The sequence below is a fragment of the Mesorhizobium sp. GW821-FHT04C10 genome (genome assembly GCF_059420305.1).
Window position 1 is genome coordinate 3,832,890 of sequence record NZ_JBWKTL010000001.1, and the last position, 16,134, is coordinate 3,849,023.

Here is a 16,134-nt window from a genome sequence, read left to right on the forward strand (position 1 = left end):
GGCGCTGCGTCTGTCGCGCCCGGAAAATGAGATTGCGGGAAATCCGCAGGGGTTTGAAGCGAATGGCAAAGCTCAAGGTCGACGGGAAAGAGATCACTGTACCCGACCACTACACGCTGCTGCAGGCGGCGGAAGACGCGGGCGCGGAAGTGCCGCGCTTCTGCTTCCACGAGCGGCTGTCGATCGCCGGCAATTGCCGCATGTGCCTGATCGAGGTGAAGGGCGGGCCGCCCAAGCCGCAGGCCTCCTGCGCCATGGGCGTGCGTGACCTGCGCCCCGGCCCCAATGGCGAGCCGCCGGAAATCTTCACCAACACGCCCATGGTCAAGAAGGCCCGGGAAGGCGTGATGGAATTCCTGCTGATCAACCATCCGCTGGACTGCCCGATCTGCGACCAGGGCGGCGAGTGCGACCTGCAGGACCAGGCGATGGCATTCGGCGTCGATTCCTCGCGCTATCACGAGAACAAGCGCGCGGTCGAAGACAAGTATATCGGCCCGCTGGTCAAGACGGTGATGAACCGCTGCATCCATTGCACGCGCTGCGTCCGCTTCACCACCGAGGTTGCCGGCATTTCCGAGCTCGGCCTGATCGGCCGCGGCGAGGACGCCGAAATCACCACCTATCTCGAACAGGCGATGACCTCGGAGCTGCAGGGCAATGTCATCGATCTCTGCCCGGTCGGCGCGCTGACTTCCAAGCCCTTCGCCTTCCAGGCGCGGCCGTGGGAGCTGACCAAGACCGAATCCATCGACGTGATGGATGCGGTCGGCTCGGCGATCCGCATCGATAGCCGTGGCCGCGAAGTGATGCGCATCCTGCCGCGTGTCAACGAGCAGGTGAACGAGGAGTGGATTTCCGACAAGACCCGCTTCATCTGGGACGGCTTGCGCACGCAGCGCCTCGACCGCCCTTATGTGCGCAAGGACGGCAGACTGGTTCCGGCAAGCTGGGCAGACGCGTTCGCGGCGATCAAGGATGCGGTATCGAAGACGACGCCCGAGAAGATCGGTGCCATTGCTGGCGATCTCGCGGCGGTCGAAGAGATCTACGCCCTGAAGCTCTTGATGGCTTCGCTCGGCTCGAAGAACATCGACTGCCGCCAGGATGGCGCCGCGCTCGACCCGTCGCTCGGACGCGCCAGCTATATCTTCAACCCGACCATCGAGGGCATCGAGCAGGCCGACGCGGTGCTGATCATCGGCGCCAATCCGCGCTTCGAAGCCTCGGTGCTCAATGCCCGCATCCGCAAGCGCTGGCGGGTGGGCAATCTGCCGGTCGGCGTCATCGGCGATGTCGGCGACACGCGCTATGACTATGAATTGCTGGGTGCCGGTCCGGATTCTCTCAAGGATCTGGCCGACGGCAATGGCAAGTTCTTCCAGACGCTGAAGAAGGCGACGCACCCGCTGATCATCGTGGGCCAGGGCGCACTGGCGCGCGCCGACGGCGCGGCCGTGCTCGGCCAGGCAGCCAAGCTCGCCGCGGCGGTCAATGCCGCTCGCGCCGACTGGAACGGCTTTGCCGTGCTGCACAATGCGGCAGCCAGAGTCGGCGGCCTCGATCTCGGCTTCGTGCCGGGCGAGGGCGGCAAGGACGTTGCCGGCATGCTGGGCGAAACGGACGTGCTGTTCCTGCTCGGTGCCGACGAGATCGACATGGGCAAGACCGGCGGCGCCTTCGTCGTCTACATCGGTACGCATGGTGATGCCGGTGCGCACCGCGCCAATGTCATCCTGCCGGCCGCGGCCTACACGGAAAAGTCGGCCACCTACGTCAACACCGAAGGGCGCGTGCAGCAGACCAACCGCGCCGGCTTCGCGCCGGGCGACGCGCGCGAGGACTGGGCGATCCTGCGGGCACTGTCCGACGTTCTGGGCAAGAAACTGCCGTTCGATTCGCTGCCGCAACTGCGGGCGAAGCTCTACGGCGAATACCCGCATCTGGCCCGCATCGACCAGGTCGCGGCCGGCAGTGCCGAGGACGTCGCCGGCGTGGCGAAGCTCGGCGGGCGGCTGAACAAGGGCACCTTCACGTCGCCGGTCAAGGATTTCTACCTGACCAACCCGATCGCGCGGGCATCGGCCGTGATGGCGGAATGCTCGGCACTGGCCAAGAGCGGCTTCAAGCAGGCGGCGGAATAAGCATGGACACCTTCTTCTCCTTCTACGTGCTGCCGGCGCTGATCATCCTGCTGAATTCAGTGGTGCTGATCGTGATCTTGCTGGTCTTCGTCGCGTATATTCTCTACGCCGACCGCAAGATCTGGGCGGCGGTGCAGCTGCGCCGTGGCCCGAACGTGGTCGGCCCCTGGGGCACACTGCAGGCTTTCGCCGATCTGTTGAAATTCGTCTTCAAGGAACCGGTCATCCCGTCAGGCGCCAACAAGGGCGTGTTCCTTTTGGCGCCGCTGGTGTCGGCCGTGCTGGCGATCTCGGCCTGGGCGGTCATTCCGGTCAACCAGGGCTGGGCGATTGCCAACGTCAATGTCGGCATCCTCTATGTCTTCGCCATCTCCTCGCTCGAGGTCTACGGCGTGATCATGGGTGGCTGGGCGTCCAACTCGAAATATCCGTTCCTCGGCGCGCTACGTTCGGCAGCGCAGATGGTGTCCTACGAAGTCTCGATCGGCTTCGTCATCGTCACCGTGCTGCTGACGGCCGGCTCGCTCAACCTCAGCGATATCGTGCTGTCGCAACAGGGTGGGCTTGGCACGCGGCTTGGCCTGCCCAACACCTTCCTCGACTGGAACTGGCTGGCCCTGTTCCCGATGTTCATCATCTTCTTCATCTCGGCGCTGGCCGAGACGAACCGGCCGCCCTTCGACCTGGTCGAAGCCGAATCGGAACTGGTCGCCGGCCACATGGTCGAATATTCGTCGACGCCGTTCCTGCTGTTCTTCCTCGGCGAGTATGTCGCCATCGTGCTGATGTGCGCGCTGGCCACCATCCTGTTCCTCGGCGGCTGGCTGCCGCCCTTCGACTTCGCGCCCTTCACCTGGGTGCCCGGCGTCATCTGGTTCGTGCTGAAGGTCTGTTTCGTGTTCTTCGGCATTTCGATGGTGAAGGCCTTCGTGCCGCGCTACCGCTACGACCAGCTGATGCGGCTGGGCTGGAAAGTGTTCCTGCCGATCTCGCTGTTCATGGTGGTCGCCACCGCAGCCTTCCTCAAGATCACGGGGTTTGCGTGATGTCCGCTCTCGGCCAAGCCGCCAAATCGCTGCTGCTGCAGGATTTCGTCAGCGCCTTCTTCCTGTCGATGCGCCAGTTCTTCGCGCCGAAGGAAACGATCAACTATCCGCACGAGAAGGGGCCGATCAGCCCGCGCTTCCGTGGCGAGCACGCGCTGCGCCGCTATCCCAATGGCGAGGAGCGCTGCATCGCCTGCAAATTGTGCGAGGCGATCTGCCCGGCGCAGGCCATCACCATCGAGGCCGGCCCGCGCCGCAATGACGGCACGCGCCGCACGGTGCGCTACGACATCGACATGGTGAAGTGCATCTATTGCGGCTTCTGCCAGGAGGCCTGCCCGGTCGACGCCATCGTCGAGGGGCCGAATTTCGAGTTCGCGACGGAGACGCGCGAGGAACTCTACTACGACAAGGACAGGCTGCTGGCGAATGGCGACCGGTGGGAGCGCGAACTGGCGCGCAACATCTCGCTGGATGCGCCGTACCGCTGATATTTGACGCATGGACGGGGCGAGGGGCCTCGTCTAAGGACAACGCGGCTTCGATACCGGAGGCGGGACGAAGCCAGAGATAACAAACAGGACGAGTGTCCTGTTTGGACAGGAACCCGGGGGAACCCCAATGCTGAGTGGACTAGAGGCGGCCTTTTTCTACCTCTTCGCCTTTGTCGCCGTGGCCTCGGCGTTCATGGTCATTTCATCGCGCAACCCCGTGCATTCGGTGCTGTTCCTGATCCTGACCTTCTTCAACGCCGCCGGCCTGTTCATGCTGACCGGCGCCGAATTCCTGGCGATGATCCTGCTCGTCGTCTATGTCGGCGCTGTCATGGTGCTGTTCCTGTTCGTCGTCATGATGCTCGACGTCGATTTCGCCGAACTGAAGAGCGGCGCGCTGCAATATGCGCCGATCGGCGCCTTCGTCGGGCTGATCCTGGCGGCGGAACTGATCGTGGTTCTGGGCGGCTACACCTTCGCGCCGCGGCTCGCCTCGACGATCTCGAAACCCATTCCGGATCTCGCCACGCGCTCGAACACGGCCGCGCTCGGCGACATCCTCTATACCGACTACCTCTACTACTTCCAGATTTCGGGCCTCATCCTGCTGGTCGCCATGATCGGTGCCATCGTGCTGACGCTGCGCCACAAGGAAGGGGTCAAGCGGCAGTCGATCGCAGCCCAGGTCGGCCGCACGCCGGCCACCGGCATGGAAATCCGCAAGGTCAAGTCGGGCGAAGGAGTCTGAGATGGTCGTCGGCATCGCACATTATCTGACCGTATCGGCGATCCTGTTCACGCTTGGCGTGTTCGGTATCTTCCTGAACCGCAAGAACGTCATCGTCATCCTGATGTCGGTCGAGCTGATCCTGCTTGCGGTCAACATCAATTTTGTCGCCTTCTCGGCGGCGCTCGGCGATCTGGTCGGCCAGGTGTTCGCACTGTTCGTGCTGACGGTCGCGGCGGCCGAGGCGGCAATCGGACTTGCCATTCTCGTCGTCTTCTTCCGCAACCGCGGCTCGATCGCGGTCGAAGACGTGAACATGATGAAGGGTTGACGGAACCACCATGTATCAGGCCATCGTCTTCCTTCCACTGCTCGGCTTCCTGATCGTCGGCCTGTTCGGCACGTCGCTCGGCGCCAAGGCGTCCGAATACATCACCTCCGGCTTCCTGGTGATTTCGGCTGTTCTGTCGTGGGTTGCCTTCTTCAGCGTCGGCTTCGGCCATGGCGAGGTGTTCACGGTGCCGGTGCTGCACTGGATCCAGTCCGGCGGGCTGGATGTTTCCTGGGCGCTGCGCATCGACACGCTGACGGTGGTGATGCTGGTGGTGGTCAACACCGTGTCGGCGCTGGTTCACATCTATTCGATCGGCTACATGCACCACGATCCGAACCGGCCGCGCTTCTTCGCCTACCTGTCGCTGTTCACCTTCGCCATGCTGATGCTGGTGACGGCCGACAATCTGGTGCAGATGTTCTTCGGCTGGGAAGGGGTGGGCCTGGCCTCCTACCTGCTGATCGGTTTCTGGTACAAGAAGCCGTCGGCCAATGCCGCGGCCATCAAGGCCTTCGTCGTCAACCGCGTTGGCGATTTCGGCTTCGCGCTCGGCATTTTCGGCGTCTTCGTGCTGTTCGGCTCGGTCAATCTCGGCACGATCTTCGCCAATGCGGCGACATTCATTCCGGCTGAAGGCGCCCCGCAAGGTGCTGCCGTGCTGACCTTCCTCGGCCATGCGCTGGACAAGCAGTCGGCAATGACCGTCGTCTGCCTGCTCCTGTTCATGGGCGCCATGGGCAAGTCGGCGCAAGTGCCGCTGCACACCTGGCTGCCGGACGCCATGGAAGGCCCGACGCCGGTCTCCGCGCTGATCCACGCCGCAACCATGGTGACGGCGGGCGTGTTCATGCTGGCGCGGCTGTCGCCGCTGTTCGAATTGTCGCATTCGGCGCTGACTGTGGTGACCTTCATCGGCGCCTTCACCGCCTTCTTCGCGGCGACCGTCGGCCTGGTCCAGAACGACATCAAGCGCGTCATCGCGTATTCGACCTGCTCGCAGCTCGGCTACATGTTCGTTGCGCTCGGCGTCGGCGCCTATGGGGCGGCGATCTTCCACCTGTTCACGCATGCCTTCTTCAAGGCGCTGCTGTTCCTCGGTTCGGGCTCGGTCATCCACGCCGTCTCCGACGAGCAGGACATGCGCAAGATGGGCGGGCTGCGGTCGCTGATCCCGACAACCTACTGGATGATGGTGATCGGCACGCTGGCGCTGACCGGCGTCGGCATTCCGGTGACCGTCATCGGCACCGCCGGTTTCTTCTCCAAGGACGCCATCATCGAGAGCGCCTTTGCCGGCCACAATTCGGTCGCCGGCCTTGCCTTCGTGCTGCTGGTCATCGCCGCATGCTTCACCTCCTTCTATTCCTGGCGGCTGATCTTCATGACCTTCCACGGCAAGCCGCGGGCGAGCCATGAGGTGATGCACCACGTGCATGAATCGCCGCCGGTGATGCTGGTGCCGCTGTTCGTGCTGGCCGCCGGCGCGCTGTTTGCCGGCGTCATCTTCCACAATTCGTTTATCGGCGAAGGCTATGCCGAGTTCTGGAAGGCGTCGCTGTTCACGCTGCCGGACAACCACATCCTGCACGAGATCCATGAATTGCCGCTGTGGGTCGAGCTCTCGCCCTTCATCGCCATGCTGATCGGTTTCGCGCTGGCCTGGAAATTCTACATCCGCTCGCCGGAAATGCCCGTCAATCTCGCCGCTCGGCATCGCGGGCTCTACGCCTTCCTGCTCAACAAGTGGTATTTCGACGAGCTCTACGACTTCCTGTTCGTGCGGCCGGCCAAGCGCCTCGGCCATTTCCTGTGGAAGACCGGTGATGGCACCATCATCGATGGCCTGGGGCCGGACGGCATTTCGGCGCGCGTCGTCGATGTCACCAACCGTGTCGTCAAGCTGCAGACCGGCTACCTCTACCACTACGCCTTCGCCATGCTGATCGGCGTTGCCGCACTCGTCACCTGGATGATGCTCTGATGACCGCCTGGCCAATCCTCTCGCTGGTCACCTTCCTGCCGCTGGTTGGTGTGCTGCTGATCCTGTTCATCAACGATGACAGCGAAAACGCACGCCGCAACATCCGCGCCATTGCGCTGTTGACCACGACGTTCACGTTCATCATCTCGCTGTTCATCTGGACCGGCTTCGACAATTCGCAGGCGGGCTTCCAGTTCGTCGAAAAGGTCGCGTGGCTCGACTCCGGCATCTCCTACCACATGGGCGTCGACGGCATTTCGATGCTGTTCGTCATCCTGACGACCTTCCTGATGCCGCTCTGCATCCTGGCGTCGTGGGAATCGATCGAGAAGCGCGTCAAGGCCTACATGATCGCCTTCCTGCTGCTCGAGACGCTGATGATCGGCGTGTTCTGCGCGCTGGATATCGTGCTGTTCTACGTCTTTTTCGAAGCCGGCCTGATCCCGATGTTCATCATCATCGGCGTCTGGGGCGGCAAGCGTCGCGTCTACGCCTCGTTCAAGTTCTTCCTCTACACGCTCGCCGGCTCGGTGCTGATGCTGCTCGCCATCATGGCGATGTTCTATCAGTCCGGCACCACCGACATCCCGACGCTGTTGACCCACAACTTCCCGGCCAACATGCAGACCTGGCTATGGCTCGCCTTCTTCGCTTCCTTCGCGGTGAAGATGCCGATGTGGCCGGTGCATACCTGGCTGCCGGATGCACACGTCGAGGCGCCAACGGCCGGCTCGGTCATCCTGGCCGCCATCCTCCTGAAGATGGGTGGATACGGCTTCCTGCGCTTCTCCCTGCCGATGTTCCCGCTGGCGTCCGAAATGTTCGCGCCGCTGGTCTTCACGCTCTCCGTCGTCGCCATCATCTACACCTCGCTGGTGGCGCTGATGCAGGAGGACATGAAGAAGCTGATCGCCTATTCGTCGGTCGCCCATATGGGCTTCGTCACCATGGGCATCTTCGCCATGAACCAGGAAGGCGTGCAGGGCGCGATCTTCCAGATGCTCAGCCACGGCCTCGTCTCGGGCGCGCTGTTCCTGTGCGTCGGCGTCATCTACGACCGCATGCACACGCGTGAGATCGCCGCCTATGGCGGCCTGGTCAACAACATGCCGAAATACGCCACTGTGTTCCTGATCTTCACCATGGCCAATGTCGGCCTGCCGGGCACCTCAGGCTTCGTCGGCGAGTTCCTGACCATGCTTGGCGTGTTCCGGGTCAACACCTGGGTGGCGTTCTTCGCCGCCACCGGCGTCATCCTGTCGGCGGCTTACGCGCTCTGGCTCTATCGCCGGGTGATCTTCGGCGCGCTGACCAAGGACAGCCTGAAGGGCCTGCTCGATCTGTCGCCGCGCGAGAAGTTCATCATCTACCCGCTGGTGGTGCTGGTCATCTTCTTCGGCGTCTATCCCGCTCCCGTCTTCGATGCGACGGCCCAATCGGTCAAATCGCTCGTCACCAATGTCACCGCATCCATCGGCGCCGCGCAGACCGCGGCGGCGAACTGACCCAGGGGTTTTGCGAACCATGACGCCGGACCTTCTCTCCAGCCTGTCGCTCTCGACGCCCGAGCTGATCCTTGCCATCGGCGCGCTCGCGCTGCTGATGGTCGGGGCCTATTCGCGCTCCAACACCGCCAATACGGTGAGCGGCCTTGCGGTCGCCGTGCTGGTTATCGCAGGCGTCTGGCTGATCTTCCGGACCGGGCAAGGCAACGCCTATGGCAATGCCTTCATCCAGGATCCCTTCGCGCGCTTCATGAAGGTGCTGTCGCTGGTCGGCTCGGCGGTGACGCTGATTATGTCGATGCGCTTTGCCAAGGCGGAGCGTTTTGACAAGTTCGAATATCCGGTGCTGATCCTGCTGTGCACGCTGGGCATGATGCTGATGATCTCGGCCAACGGCATGATCGGGCTCTATCTCGGCCTCGAGCTGCAGTCACTGGCGATCTACGTGCTGGCGGCGATCAACCGCGACAATCTGCGTTCGACCGAGGCCGGCCTGAAATACTTCGTCCTCGGCGCGCTGTCGTCGGGCATGCTGCTCTATGGCATCAGCCTGGTCTATGGCTACACCGGCAACACCGGCTTCCAGGAGATCGCCTCAGCACTGGGCAGCGGCGAGCGCCAGCTTGGCCTCGTCTTCGGCCTGGTCTTCGTACTGGCCGGCCTTGCCTTCAAGATCTCGGCGGTGCCGTTCCACATGTGGACGCCCGACGTCTATGAAGGCGCGCCGACACCGGTGACCGCGTTCCTGGCGGCGGCCCCCAAGATGGCGGCGATGGCGCTGATCGTGCGCGTCACCATGGGCGCGTTCAAGCCGATCGCCGCCGACTGGCAGCAGATCATCGTCTTCATCTCGATCGCCTCGATGGCGCTCGGCGCCTTTGCCGCGATCGGCCAGACCAACATCAAGCGGCTGATGGCCTATTCCTCGATCGGCCATATGGGCTACGCGCTGGTCGGCCTTGCCGCCAACAGCCAGGCTGGCGTGCGTGGCGTCGCCATCTACATGCTGATCTATCTGGTGATGACGCTGGGCACATTCGCCTTCATCCTCGCCATGCGGCGCAAGGAAGGCAATGTCGAACAGATCAGCGACCTGGCCGGCCTTGCCTCGACCAACCCGATCATGGCGACGATCCTGACCATCCTGATGTTCTCGCTGGCCGGCATCCCGCCGCTCGCCGGCTTCTGGGGGAAGTGGTACGTCTTCCTCGCCGCCATCAACGCCAACCTCTACGCGCTGGCGATCATCGGCGTGCTGGCCTCGGTGGTGGGCGCCTACTACTACCTGCGCATCATCAAGATCATGTGGTTCGACGAACCGGTCGGCGGCTTCGTCCCGATGGCTAGCGAATTGCGCCTCGTGCTCGGCGTCTCCGGCGCCTTCGTGCTGTTCTATGTGCTGATCGGCGGGCCGATCGGCACCTATGCCGAAGCAGCCGCCAAGACATTTTTCTGACGGGATGGCATTTCGGCTGGCTCCAACCTCGGCGTCGGAAGGGTTCCGGCTCGAGGCCCATGACAGCGTCGGCTCCACCAATACGGTGGCGCTGGACCATGCAAGGGCAGGCGACCCGGGCAAGCTGTGGGTCGTTTCCAAAAAGCAGGAAAGCGGGCGTGGCCGGCGCGGCCGCGCCTGGGTCTCGCCCGAAGGCAATCTGGCGGCGACCCTGCTTGTCATCACCGGCGGTGAACTTCGCCTTGCCGCGACGCTGGGTTTCGTCGCCGGCCTGTCGCTTGCCGATGCACTGGATGCCGTGGTGCCGAAAGGCCGCATCGCCATCGGGCTTGATGGCGCAAGCCAGGGACAAAACCGTTTCGAGTTGAAATGGCCGAACGACGTTCTGGCCTCCGGCGCCAAGCTGGCCGGCATCCTGCTGGAGTCGGCGATGCTGGACGGCGGCCGTTTCGCCGTGGCGGTGGGCATCGGTGTCAATGTGGTGGCGCATCCCACGGATTTGCCGTATCCCGCGACATCGCTCCAAGCGCTCGGCGCGACATGCGATGCCGAAACGCTGTTCCTGGCGCTGTCGGATGCCTGGAGTGAGAATGCCCGCCTGTGGGATGAGGGGCGCGGGCTTTCAGCCATCAGGAGGCGCTGGCTGGCGCGCGCGGCGGGACTCGGCGGCGAGGTTGCTGTCAGAATTGACGGTAATGTGGTGCGTGGGGTGTTCGAGACCATTGACGAGGATTGCCGTTTCGTGATCCGCGACGATGAAGGGGCGGTTCTGACGATCGCTGCCGGCGATGTGCATTTCGGCGCGGTGGCATCCGCCCGGGTATAGTTTGTCTTTGCGCAATTCCGGACGGAAAATCGTTAGACGCTTTTCCTGGAATTGCTTTAACGGCTTGGCCTGAGGGCCAGGAAGGGAAAAATCATGGCGAAAGCGGAAAACGCCGAACTCGTCTTCGTGCCGCTCGGCGGCGTCGGCGAGATCGGTATGAACTTCGCCCTCTACGGCTACGGCCCGCCGAGCGCGCGCGAATGGATTGTCATCGATGTCGGTGTCACCTTTCCAGACGCGGCGCATCCGGGCGTCGACCTGATCCTGCCTGACACGCGCTTCATCGAGGAGAACCTCGCCAATCTGCGCGGCATCATCATCACCCACGCGCATGAGGATCATTACGGCGCGCTGCTCGACATCTGGCCGAAGCTGAAGGCGCCGGTGTGGATGACGCCGTTCAGCGCCGGGCTGCTGGAAGCCAAGCGCCAGGGCGAGCAGGGGGCAGCCAAGATCCCGCTGACGATCTACCGGGCTGGCGAGAAATTCACCGTCGGTCCGTTCGAGATCGAAGCCATTCCGGTGGCGCACTCCATCCCCGAGCCGATGTCGCTGGTCATCACCACGCCAGCCGGTACGGTCATCCACACCGGCGACTGGAAGATCGATCCGGAGCCGACGATCGGACCCAAGACCGACGAGGCGCGTTTCCGCGCCTATGGCGACAAGGGCGTGCTGGCGCTGATCTGCGATTCGACCAATGCGCTGCGCGAAGGCGAATCGCCTTCGGAAGTCGCCGTCGGCGAGGGATTGAAGGGCGTCATCCAGGCCGCCAAGGGCCGCGTCGCCGTCACCACCTTCTCCTCCAATGTCGGGCGCATCGTTTCGATCGCCAGGGCGGCACGCGATGCCGGCCGCCAGTGCCTGGTGCTTGGCCGTTCGCTGAAGCGGGTCATCGATGTCGCGGACGAACTCGGCTATATGGACGGCCTGCCGGAGTTCATCGCCGAGGAGGATTTCGGCTTCATTCCGCGCGAAAACCTGGTCATCATCTGCACCGGCAGCCAGGGCGAGCCGCTGGCGGCTCTTGCAAAACTATCGCGCGACGAGATGAAGTCGGTATCGCTGACGGCGGGCGACACGGTGGTGTTCTCCTCGCGCACCATCCCCGGCAATGAGAAGGCGATCCTCGAGATCAAGAATCGCCTTATCGATCTCGGCATCAAGATCATCGAGGACGGCGACGCGCTGGTGCATGTCTCCGGCCACCCCCGGCGCAGCGAGCTGCGCAAGATGTATGAATGGGTGCGCCCGCAGATCGGCGTTCCCGTGCATGGCGAGGCGGCGCATCTGGTGGCGCAGGGGTCGCTGATGTCGACCTCAGGCATCGGCCAGGTGGCGCAGGTGCGCGACGGCGATATGCTGAGGCTCGCCCCCGGTCCCGCCACCATCATCGACCAGGTGCCGTTCGGCCGCATCTACAAGGACGGCAACCTGATCGGTACCGACCAGGCGATGGGCATCCGCGACCGGCGCAAATTGTCCTTTGCCGGCCATGTCGCGGTCAATGTCGTGCTGGACGACAAATATGAGTTGGCCGGTGACCCCGACCTGGTCGCCATCGGCGTCGCCGAGGCCGATGCCAGCGGCGAGACGCTCGAAGACCTGATGATCGATGCGGCGGTCGGCGCGGTCGAGTCGATTCCCCGTCAACGCCGGAAAGACCTGGACCTCGTGCAGGAGGCTGTGCGGCGCGCGGTGCGCGGTGCGGCCAACGAGGCCTGGGGCAAGAAGCCGCTGGTGACGGTGTTTGTTACGCGATGAACGCAGTAGGGCAGTAGGGCAGTGGGAATGCGATCACCTCTAATCCGTCTTCCCCTATTGCCATACTGCCTTATTGCCATACTGCCCTGATACGGAGCATTTCATGCTTGGACGGTTGAACCATGTCGCGCTTGCGGTGCCGGATCTGGCGGCGGCGGTTGCCGCCTACCGCAATACGCTCGGCGCCGAAGTGACGGAGCCGCAGGCTTTGCCGGAGCATGGCGTCACGGTGGTGTTCGTCAATGTCGGTAACACCAAGATCGAATTGCTGGAGCCCTTGGGCGAAAGCCCGCCGATCGCGGCGTTCCTCGCGAAGAACCCGTCCGGCGGCATGCATCACCTCTGCTACGAGGTCGACGACATACTGGCCGCGCGTGATCAGCTCAAGGCCGCCGGCGCTCGCGTGCTGGGCGACGGCAACCCGAAGACCGGTGCCCATGGCAAGCCTGTGCTGTTCCTGCATCCGAAGGATTTCTTCGGCACGCTGATCGAACTGGAGCAATCATGAGCTGGGTTTCGTTCACCGCCCTGTTTTTCGCGACGTGGTGGGTGGTGCTGTTCGCCGTCCTGCCGTTCAGCGTCAGGACACAGGACGACGATCATGACGTGACGCTAGGCACGGTTCCTAGCGCGCCGCGCGGCCCGCACATGCTGCGTGCAGTCATCCGCACCACCATCGCCACGGCGATCGTGATGGGCATTTTCTATGGCCTGACGCATGGCCTGGGATACAGCCTCAACGACATCCCGCACATCGTGCCGGATTTTGGCCAGACACCAGCAAAATAGAGCGCCCGGCAAGGGCGCTTCGATACCGTAAGAGCGCGGCGGATGGGATCGAGACGTCGCCATGCTTGGCGGCTGAGTGCTTGCTGACGCCGGGTAATGTAGCTTGGCAACTCGCTGCGCTAACCAGATGATTGCACAAAAAAAATGCAAGGCACGAGGCCTTGCAATTAAACGCGTCCGATCTGTTTCCGGTTTCCGGCGGCAGCGAGTAACCGCGCCTAGATCGCATCCTCCCAAGACTTTGACCGCGTAGGAGAGCAGATTTTTCTCCGCCCTCTCGGTTATCGCGGCACACTAGCCTAAGCCGAATGAAAATGTCACGAAGAATTTTGCCTCGAAACAGGCATTCTCGTGCTGCACTGCACAATAGTATGGCATGCTTTGCTTTCTAAACGACCAGCAAGGTTCGACGGAGCCTTTGCGGCAGGTTCTGAATTGACGCGCGCAAAGAATTGGCGGCCAAACCCGAAGACGTTCGGGCCTCCCGCACAGCCGGCTGGACCCTACTTCGCGACGCCGGCCTCAGCCATCGCCTTCTCGACCATGCCGATCCAGCCTTCGTTGGCACCCGGCAGTCGACCTTGCGCTTTCAGCCCCGTCAGCATGGCCAGCGCGGCCTTGAGGTTTGCCGGCGTGTCGACACTGGCAATCGCCATCTTGTAGTGGCTGAAGGCGGCATCGACCGTGCGTTGCGCGCTGCCCGGATCAGCCTTGAGCTGCGCGTCGGCAATGGCGAAGCCGGCCTGGTATTCGGCAGCCGCCCCGGGTTTGTCGCCCTTGCTCATCAGCATGTCGCCGATGCGGTTATGGCCGACGGCAAGGTCGCGCTGCCATTCGGCGTTGTCGCGGTCGAGTTCGGCCAGATATTCCGCAATGGCTTGAGACGAACGGCGGTCGGCGAGCGCGCCATCGATATCTCCGGCCTCGGCGCGGGCGTCGGATATCTTGCCCAATGCAAGCGCGAGGTCACGCCGCCACAGTGTGTTGCCGGGGTCCCGCGCCACCAGCTTTTGCGCGATGTCGACGCTGCGCCTGTAGGGTTCGAAAGCCTTGTCATTGTGGCCGGTCAGCCGCTGCAAATCACCGATTGCATCGAGGCTGACGCTTATGTCGCGCTGCAGTTCCGTGTCGTCAGGCATCTTCTTCGCCAGCACCTCGGTGATCTGCAAGGACACTTCATATTCGGCGATCGAACCTTCCAGATCGTTGGTCAGCCTGAGCGCCAGCCCGATCTTGGAGTGGCTGACGGCAAGGTCGCGCCGAAAGCCTTCATCATCAGGCGCCTGCTCGACCAGGAATTCAGCCACCTTGAGCGCCGAACGGTAATTAGCCAGCGCGCCTGGTCCGTCGCCCGAAACCCGCATGGCGTCGCCGATGCGGTTGAAGCAGATGGCGTAGTCGCGAAGATAGCCAAAGGTAGGCTCTTTTTGGAGGATCGCTTTCATCGTGGCGAGAGCCTGTTGGTAGAGCGCGATCGCGCCGGCGCTATCGCCCATCGCCTTCTTGACGTCGGCCACCTTGTTCTGCGCCACGGCAAGGTCGCGCTGATGGTCGATCTTGTCGGGCTCTGCGGCCGCGCGTTTCTGCGCGGACCGGACCATCGAATCATAGGCTTTGCCGGCTTCCTGCAAATTGCCGACGGTCGTTTGCAGCGTGCCGATCAGTTCCCACGACAGTGTCTGCTGGTAGCGTGCCTCGTCCGGTATTGGGAGACCCTCGACATAGGCATAAAGCGCCACGGCCTTGCGGTAGTCCTCGATGGCGAGGTCGTAGCGCAATTGCGCCTGCGAAGCGCCGCCGGCGAGGTAATGCGTCGTCGCCTCCGACAGCGTGCGCTCGATGAAGCGGGTTTTCAGATCGTCGCGCGATTTGCCATCGATATCCGCCGCCTTGCCAAGCAGCGCCCGTGCTTCGTCGAATGAGCCGAGTGCCAGTTGCGCCTCCGCCTGCTGGCGCAGCGCCGTGACTTCAGGATCGGAGGAGGCGAAATTACGCAGATCGGCCCGCACCTTGACGAAAGCGTCGGCCGCCTCCCGCAGCTTCTGCTGGCGCTGCCGCGGCGCCATCGCCTTGCCGTCCGAGGTAATGAGCGCTGCGTATAGCGGTGCCAGCGGCATGTCGGCACTGGCCGCAACCGTCTCGACCTCGACACGCAAATCCGGCGTGACATCGGCCATGGCAAGCAGCAGCCGGTCACGCTCGGGCAGTGCGTCCTTGCTGGTCTGCGCGGCGAAGAAGAGTTGCGGCAGACCGCTCTCCACATAGGGCAGTTGCCTGCCGCGCGACAGATCGTAGACCTGCTGCTGAACCAGCGTCAGGACGGAACGTATTTCAAGGCCGTCGGTGGGCAGGAATTTGGCCAATGCGGCGGAAAAGTCGGAGTTGCCAGACGCACCGTCCGACGCCGTCTGCCCAGGCGCCGCGGAAAAGGCGAACAGCACGTTCTCCGCGCGCCCCATGCGCCCGAGCCCCGGCTTGGCCTCGGCTTTAACCTCCGGCGCGATGGACATCACGCCGCGTCCTTCACCAGCCTTGCTGTCTTCCGATTGGTCGCCGCCGGATTGGCCAAATGGATCGTTGCGGCACGCATCGAGCACGACGAGGCCGATCTTGCCGACCGCGGTCACTGCCTCACGCACCTCTTCGAGCGCAAGGCTTGTTGCCTTCAACCGGTCCAGCGACGACGGATCGGCATCGACGGGTAGAAGACGGTTGTCGCCCGCGATCTCGACGCCATGGCCTGAGAAATAGATCAGCGCGACATCGGCCCCGGCCGCATCGTCGCGAAAATCCTCCAGCGCGCGGCGCATACGCTTCAGGTCACGATTTGCTTCGGTGGTGACGTCGAAACCGAGTTTTTGCAGCGCGGCTTCGATCGTGCGGCTGTCGTTCACCGCATTCTTCAGGGGACGCACGTTGCGGTACTCATCGGCCGCGATGATGAGCGCGACCCGCCGCTCGGCGTGTGCCGCCGAAACGAAAAAGACCGCCAAAATGACTTTCAGAAAAAAGCGCAATGCCCCAATCCGCCCCGAGCGGACAGCGTCCCACGGCTTTTCGACCCAGGC

Annotated in this window: 13 protein-coding genes; 12 read left to right on the top strand and 1 reads right to left on the bottom strand. The window is 63.2% G+C overall.

The genetic code is table 11. The annotated features are described in order from the left end of the window. Window positions 1-62: 62 nt before the first annotated feature. The 12 genes from nuoG to AC07UC_RS18590 all read left to right on the top strand — a co-directional run bounded on the left by nuoG (window position 63) and on the right by AC07UC_RS18590 (window position 13,066). Entirely contained in the window at window positions 63-2,144 is a 2,082-nt protein-coding gene (gene nuoG / locus AC07UC_RS18535; protein WP_494906987.1) for an NADH-quinone oxidoreductase subunit NuoG, read from the top strand. 2 nt (window positions 2,145-2,146) lie between these two features. Beyond that, entirely contained in the window at window positions 2,147-3,190 is a 1,044-nt protein-coding gene (gene nuoH, locus AC07UC_RS18540) for an NADH-quinone oxidoreductase subunit NuoH (RefSeq protein ID WP_494906988.1), read from the top strand. After that, entirely contained in the window at window positions 3,190-3,681 is a 492-nt protein-coding gene (gene nuoI, locus AC07UC_RS18545) for an NADH-quinone oxidoreductase subunit NuoI (protein ID WP_140775928.1), read from the top strand. The genes nuoH and nuoI overlap by 1 nt, the downstream gene beginning before the upstream one ends. Before the next feature lie 130 nt (window positions 3,682-3,811). Continuing rightward, entirely contained in the window at window positions 3,812-4,432 is a 621-nt protein-coding gene (locus AC07UC_RS18550; protein WP_202321746.1) for an NADH-quinone oxidoreductase subunit J, read from the top strand. A 1-nt stretch (window position 4,433) separates the two neighbouring features. Next, a complete protein-coding gene (nuoK, locus tag AC07UC_RS18555) occupies window positions 4,434-4,742 on the top strand; it encodes an NADH-quinone oxidoreductase subunit NuoK (protein WP_019858930.1) in 309 nt (102 codons plus the stop codon). A gap of 10 nt (window positions 4,743-4,752) precedes the next feature. Beyond that, entirely contained in the window at window positions 4,753-6,726 is a 1,974-nt protein-coding gene (gene nuoL / locus AC07UC_RS18560; protein WP_140775929.1) for an NADH-quinone oxidoreductase subunit L, read from the top strand. Next, a complete protein-coding gene (locus AC07UC_RS18565; RefSeq protein ID WP_140775930.1) occupies window positions 6,726-8,231 on the top strand; it encodes an NADH-quinone oxidoreductase subunit M in 1,506 nt (501 codons plus the stop codon). Before nuoL ends, AC07UC_RS18565 begins: the two co-directional genes overlap by 1 nt. Window positions 8,232-8,250: 19 nt before the next feature. After that, the gene (gene nuoN / locus AC07UC_RS18570) at window positions 8,251-9,687 is read left to right on the top strand and encodes an NADH-quinone oxidoreductase subunit NuoN (RefSeq protein ID WP_140775931.1); all 1,437 of its coding nucleotides are present in this window, start codon (window positions 8,251-8,253) and stop codon (window positions 9,685-9,687) included. 4 nt (window positions 9,688-9,691) lie between these two features. Further along, window positions 9,692-10,513 (top strand): biotin--[acetyl-CoA-carboxylase] ligase, encoded by an 822-nt coding sequence (locus AC07UC_RS18575; RefSeq protein ID WP_494906989.1) that lies wholly within the window; start codon window positions 9,692-9,694, stop codon window positions 10,511-10,513. A gap of 93 nt (window positions 10,514-10,606) precedes the next feature. After that, window positions 10,607-12,277 carry a ribonuclease J gene (locus AC07UC_RS18580; protein WP_494906990.1) on the top strand — a complete coding sequence of 557 codons (1,671 nt, stop codon included), beginning with the start codon at window positions 10,607-10,609 and terminating at the stop codon, window positions 12,275-12,277. 103 nt (window positions 12,278-12,380) lie between these two features. After that, window positions 12,381-12,785, top strand: coding sequence for a methylmalonyl-CoA epimerase (gene mce / locus AC07UC_RS18585; protein WP_494906991.1), 405 nt, complete (start codon window positions 12,381-12,383; stop codon window positions 12,783-12,785). Further along, window positions 12,782-13,066 (top strand): DUF1467 family protein, encoded by a 285-nt coding sequence (locus AC07UC_RS18590; RefSeq protein WP_494906992.1) that lies wholly within the window; start codon window positions 12,782-12,784, stop codon window positions 13,064-13,066. The genes mce and AC07UC_RS18590 overlap by 4 nt, the downstream gene beginning before the upstream one ends. A gap of 503 nt (window positions 13,067-13,569) precedes the next feature. On the opposite strand, the gene AC07UC_RS18595 is transcribed toward AC07UC_RS18590, so the two are convergent. After that, on the bottom strand, window positions 13,570-16,059 hold the full coding sequence (locus tag AC07UC_RS18595) for a caspase family protein (RefSeq protein ID WP_494906993.1): 2,490 nt from the start codon (window positions 16,057-16,059) through the stop codon (window positions 13,570-13,572). Window positions 16,060-16,134 lie beyond the last annotated feature (75 nt).

What these genes read in the sequence shown, in the direction of transcription:
- nuoL (WP_140775929.1), top strand. Translation starts at nt 4,753, where the DNA reads ATGTATCAGGCCATCGTCTTCCTTCCACTGCTCGGCTTCCTGATCGTC.
- AC07UC_RS18580 (WP_494906990.1), top strand. Translation starts at nt 10,607, where the DNA reads ATGGCGAAAGCGGAAAACGCCGAACTCGTCTTCGTGCCGCTCGGCGGC.
- nuoH (WP_494906988.1), top strand. Translation starts at nt 2,147, where the DNA reads ATGGACACCTTCTTCTCCTTCTACGTGCTGCCGGCGCTGATCATCCTG.
- nuoI (WP_140775928.1), top strand. Translation starts at nt 3,190, where the DNA reads ATGTCCGCTCTCGGCCAAGCCGCCAAATCGCTGCTGCTGCAGGATTTC.
- AC07UC_RS18590 (WP_494906992.1), top strand. Translation starts at nt 12,782, where the DNA reads ATGAGCTGGGTTTCGTTCACCGCCCTGTTTTTCGCGACGTGGTGGGTG.
- mce (WP_494906991.1), top strand. Translation starts at nt 12,381, where the DNA reads ATGCTTGGACGGTTGAACCATGTCGCGCTTGCGGTGCCGGATCTGGCG.
- AC07UC_RS18575 (WP_494906989.1), top strand. Translation starts at nt 9,692, where the DNA reads ATGGCATTTCGGCTGGCTCCAACCTCGGCGTCGGAAGGGTTCCGGCTC.
- nuoN (WP_140775931.1), top strand. Translation starts at nt 8,251, where the DNA reads ATGACGCCGGACCTTCTCTCCAGCCTGTCGCTCTCGACGCCCGAGCTG.
- nuoG (WP_494906987.1), top strand. Translation starts at nt 63, where the DNA reads ATGGCAAAGCTCAAGGTCGACGGGAAAGAGATCACTGTACCCGACCAC.
- AC07UC_RS18550 (WP_202321746.1), top strand. Translation starts at nt 3,812, where the DNA reads ATGCTGAGTGGACTAGAGGCGGCCTTTTTCTACCTCTTCGCCTTTGTC.
- AC07UC_RS18565 (WP_140775930.1), top strand. Translation starts at nt 6,726, where the DNA reads ATGACCGCCTGGCCAATCCTCTCGCTGGTCACCTTCCTGCCGCTGGTT.
- nuoK (WP_019858930.1), top strand. Translation starts at nt 4,434, where the DNA reads ATGGTCGTCGGCATCGCACATTATCTGACCGTATCGGCGATCCTGTTC.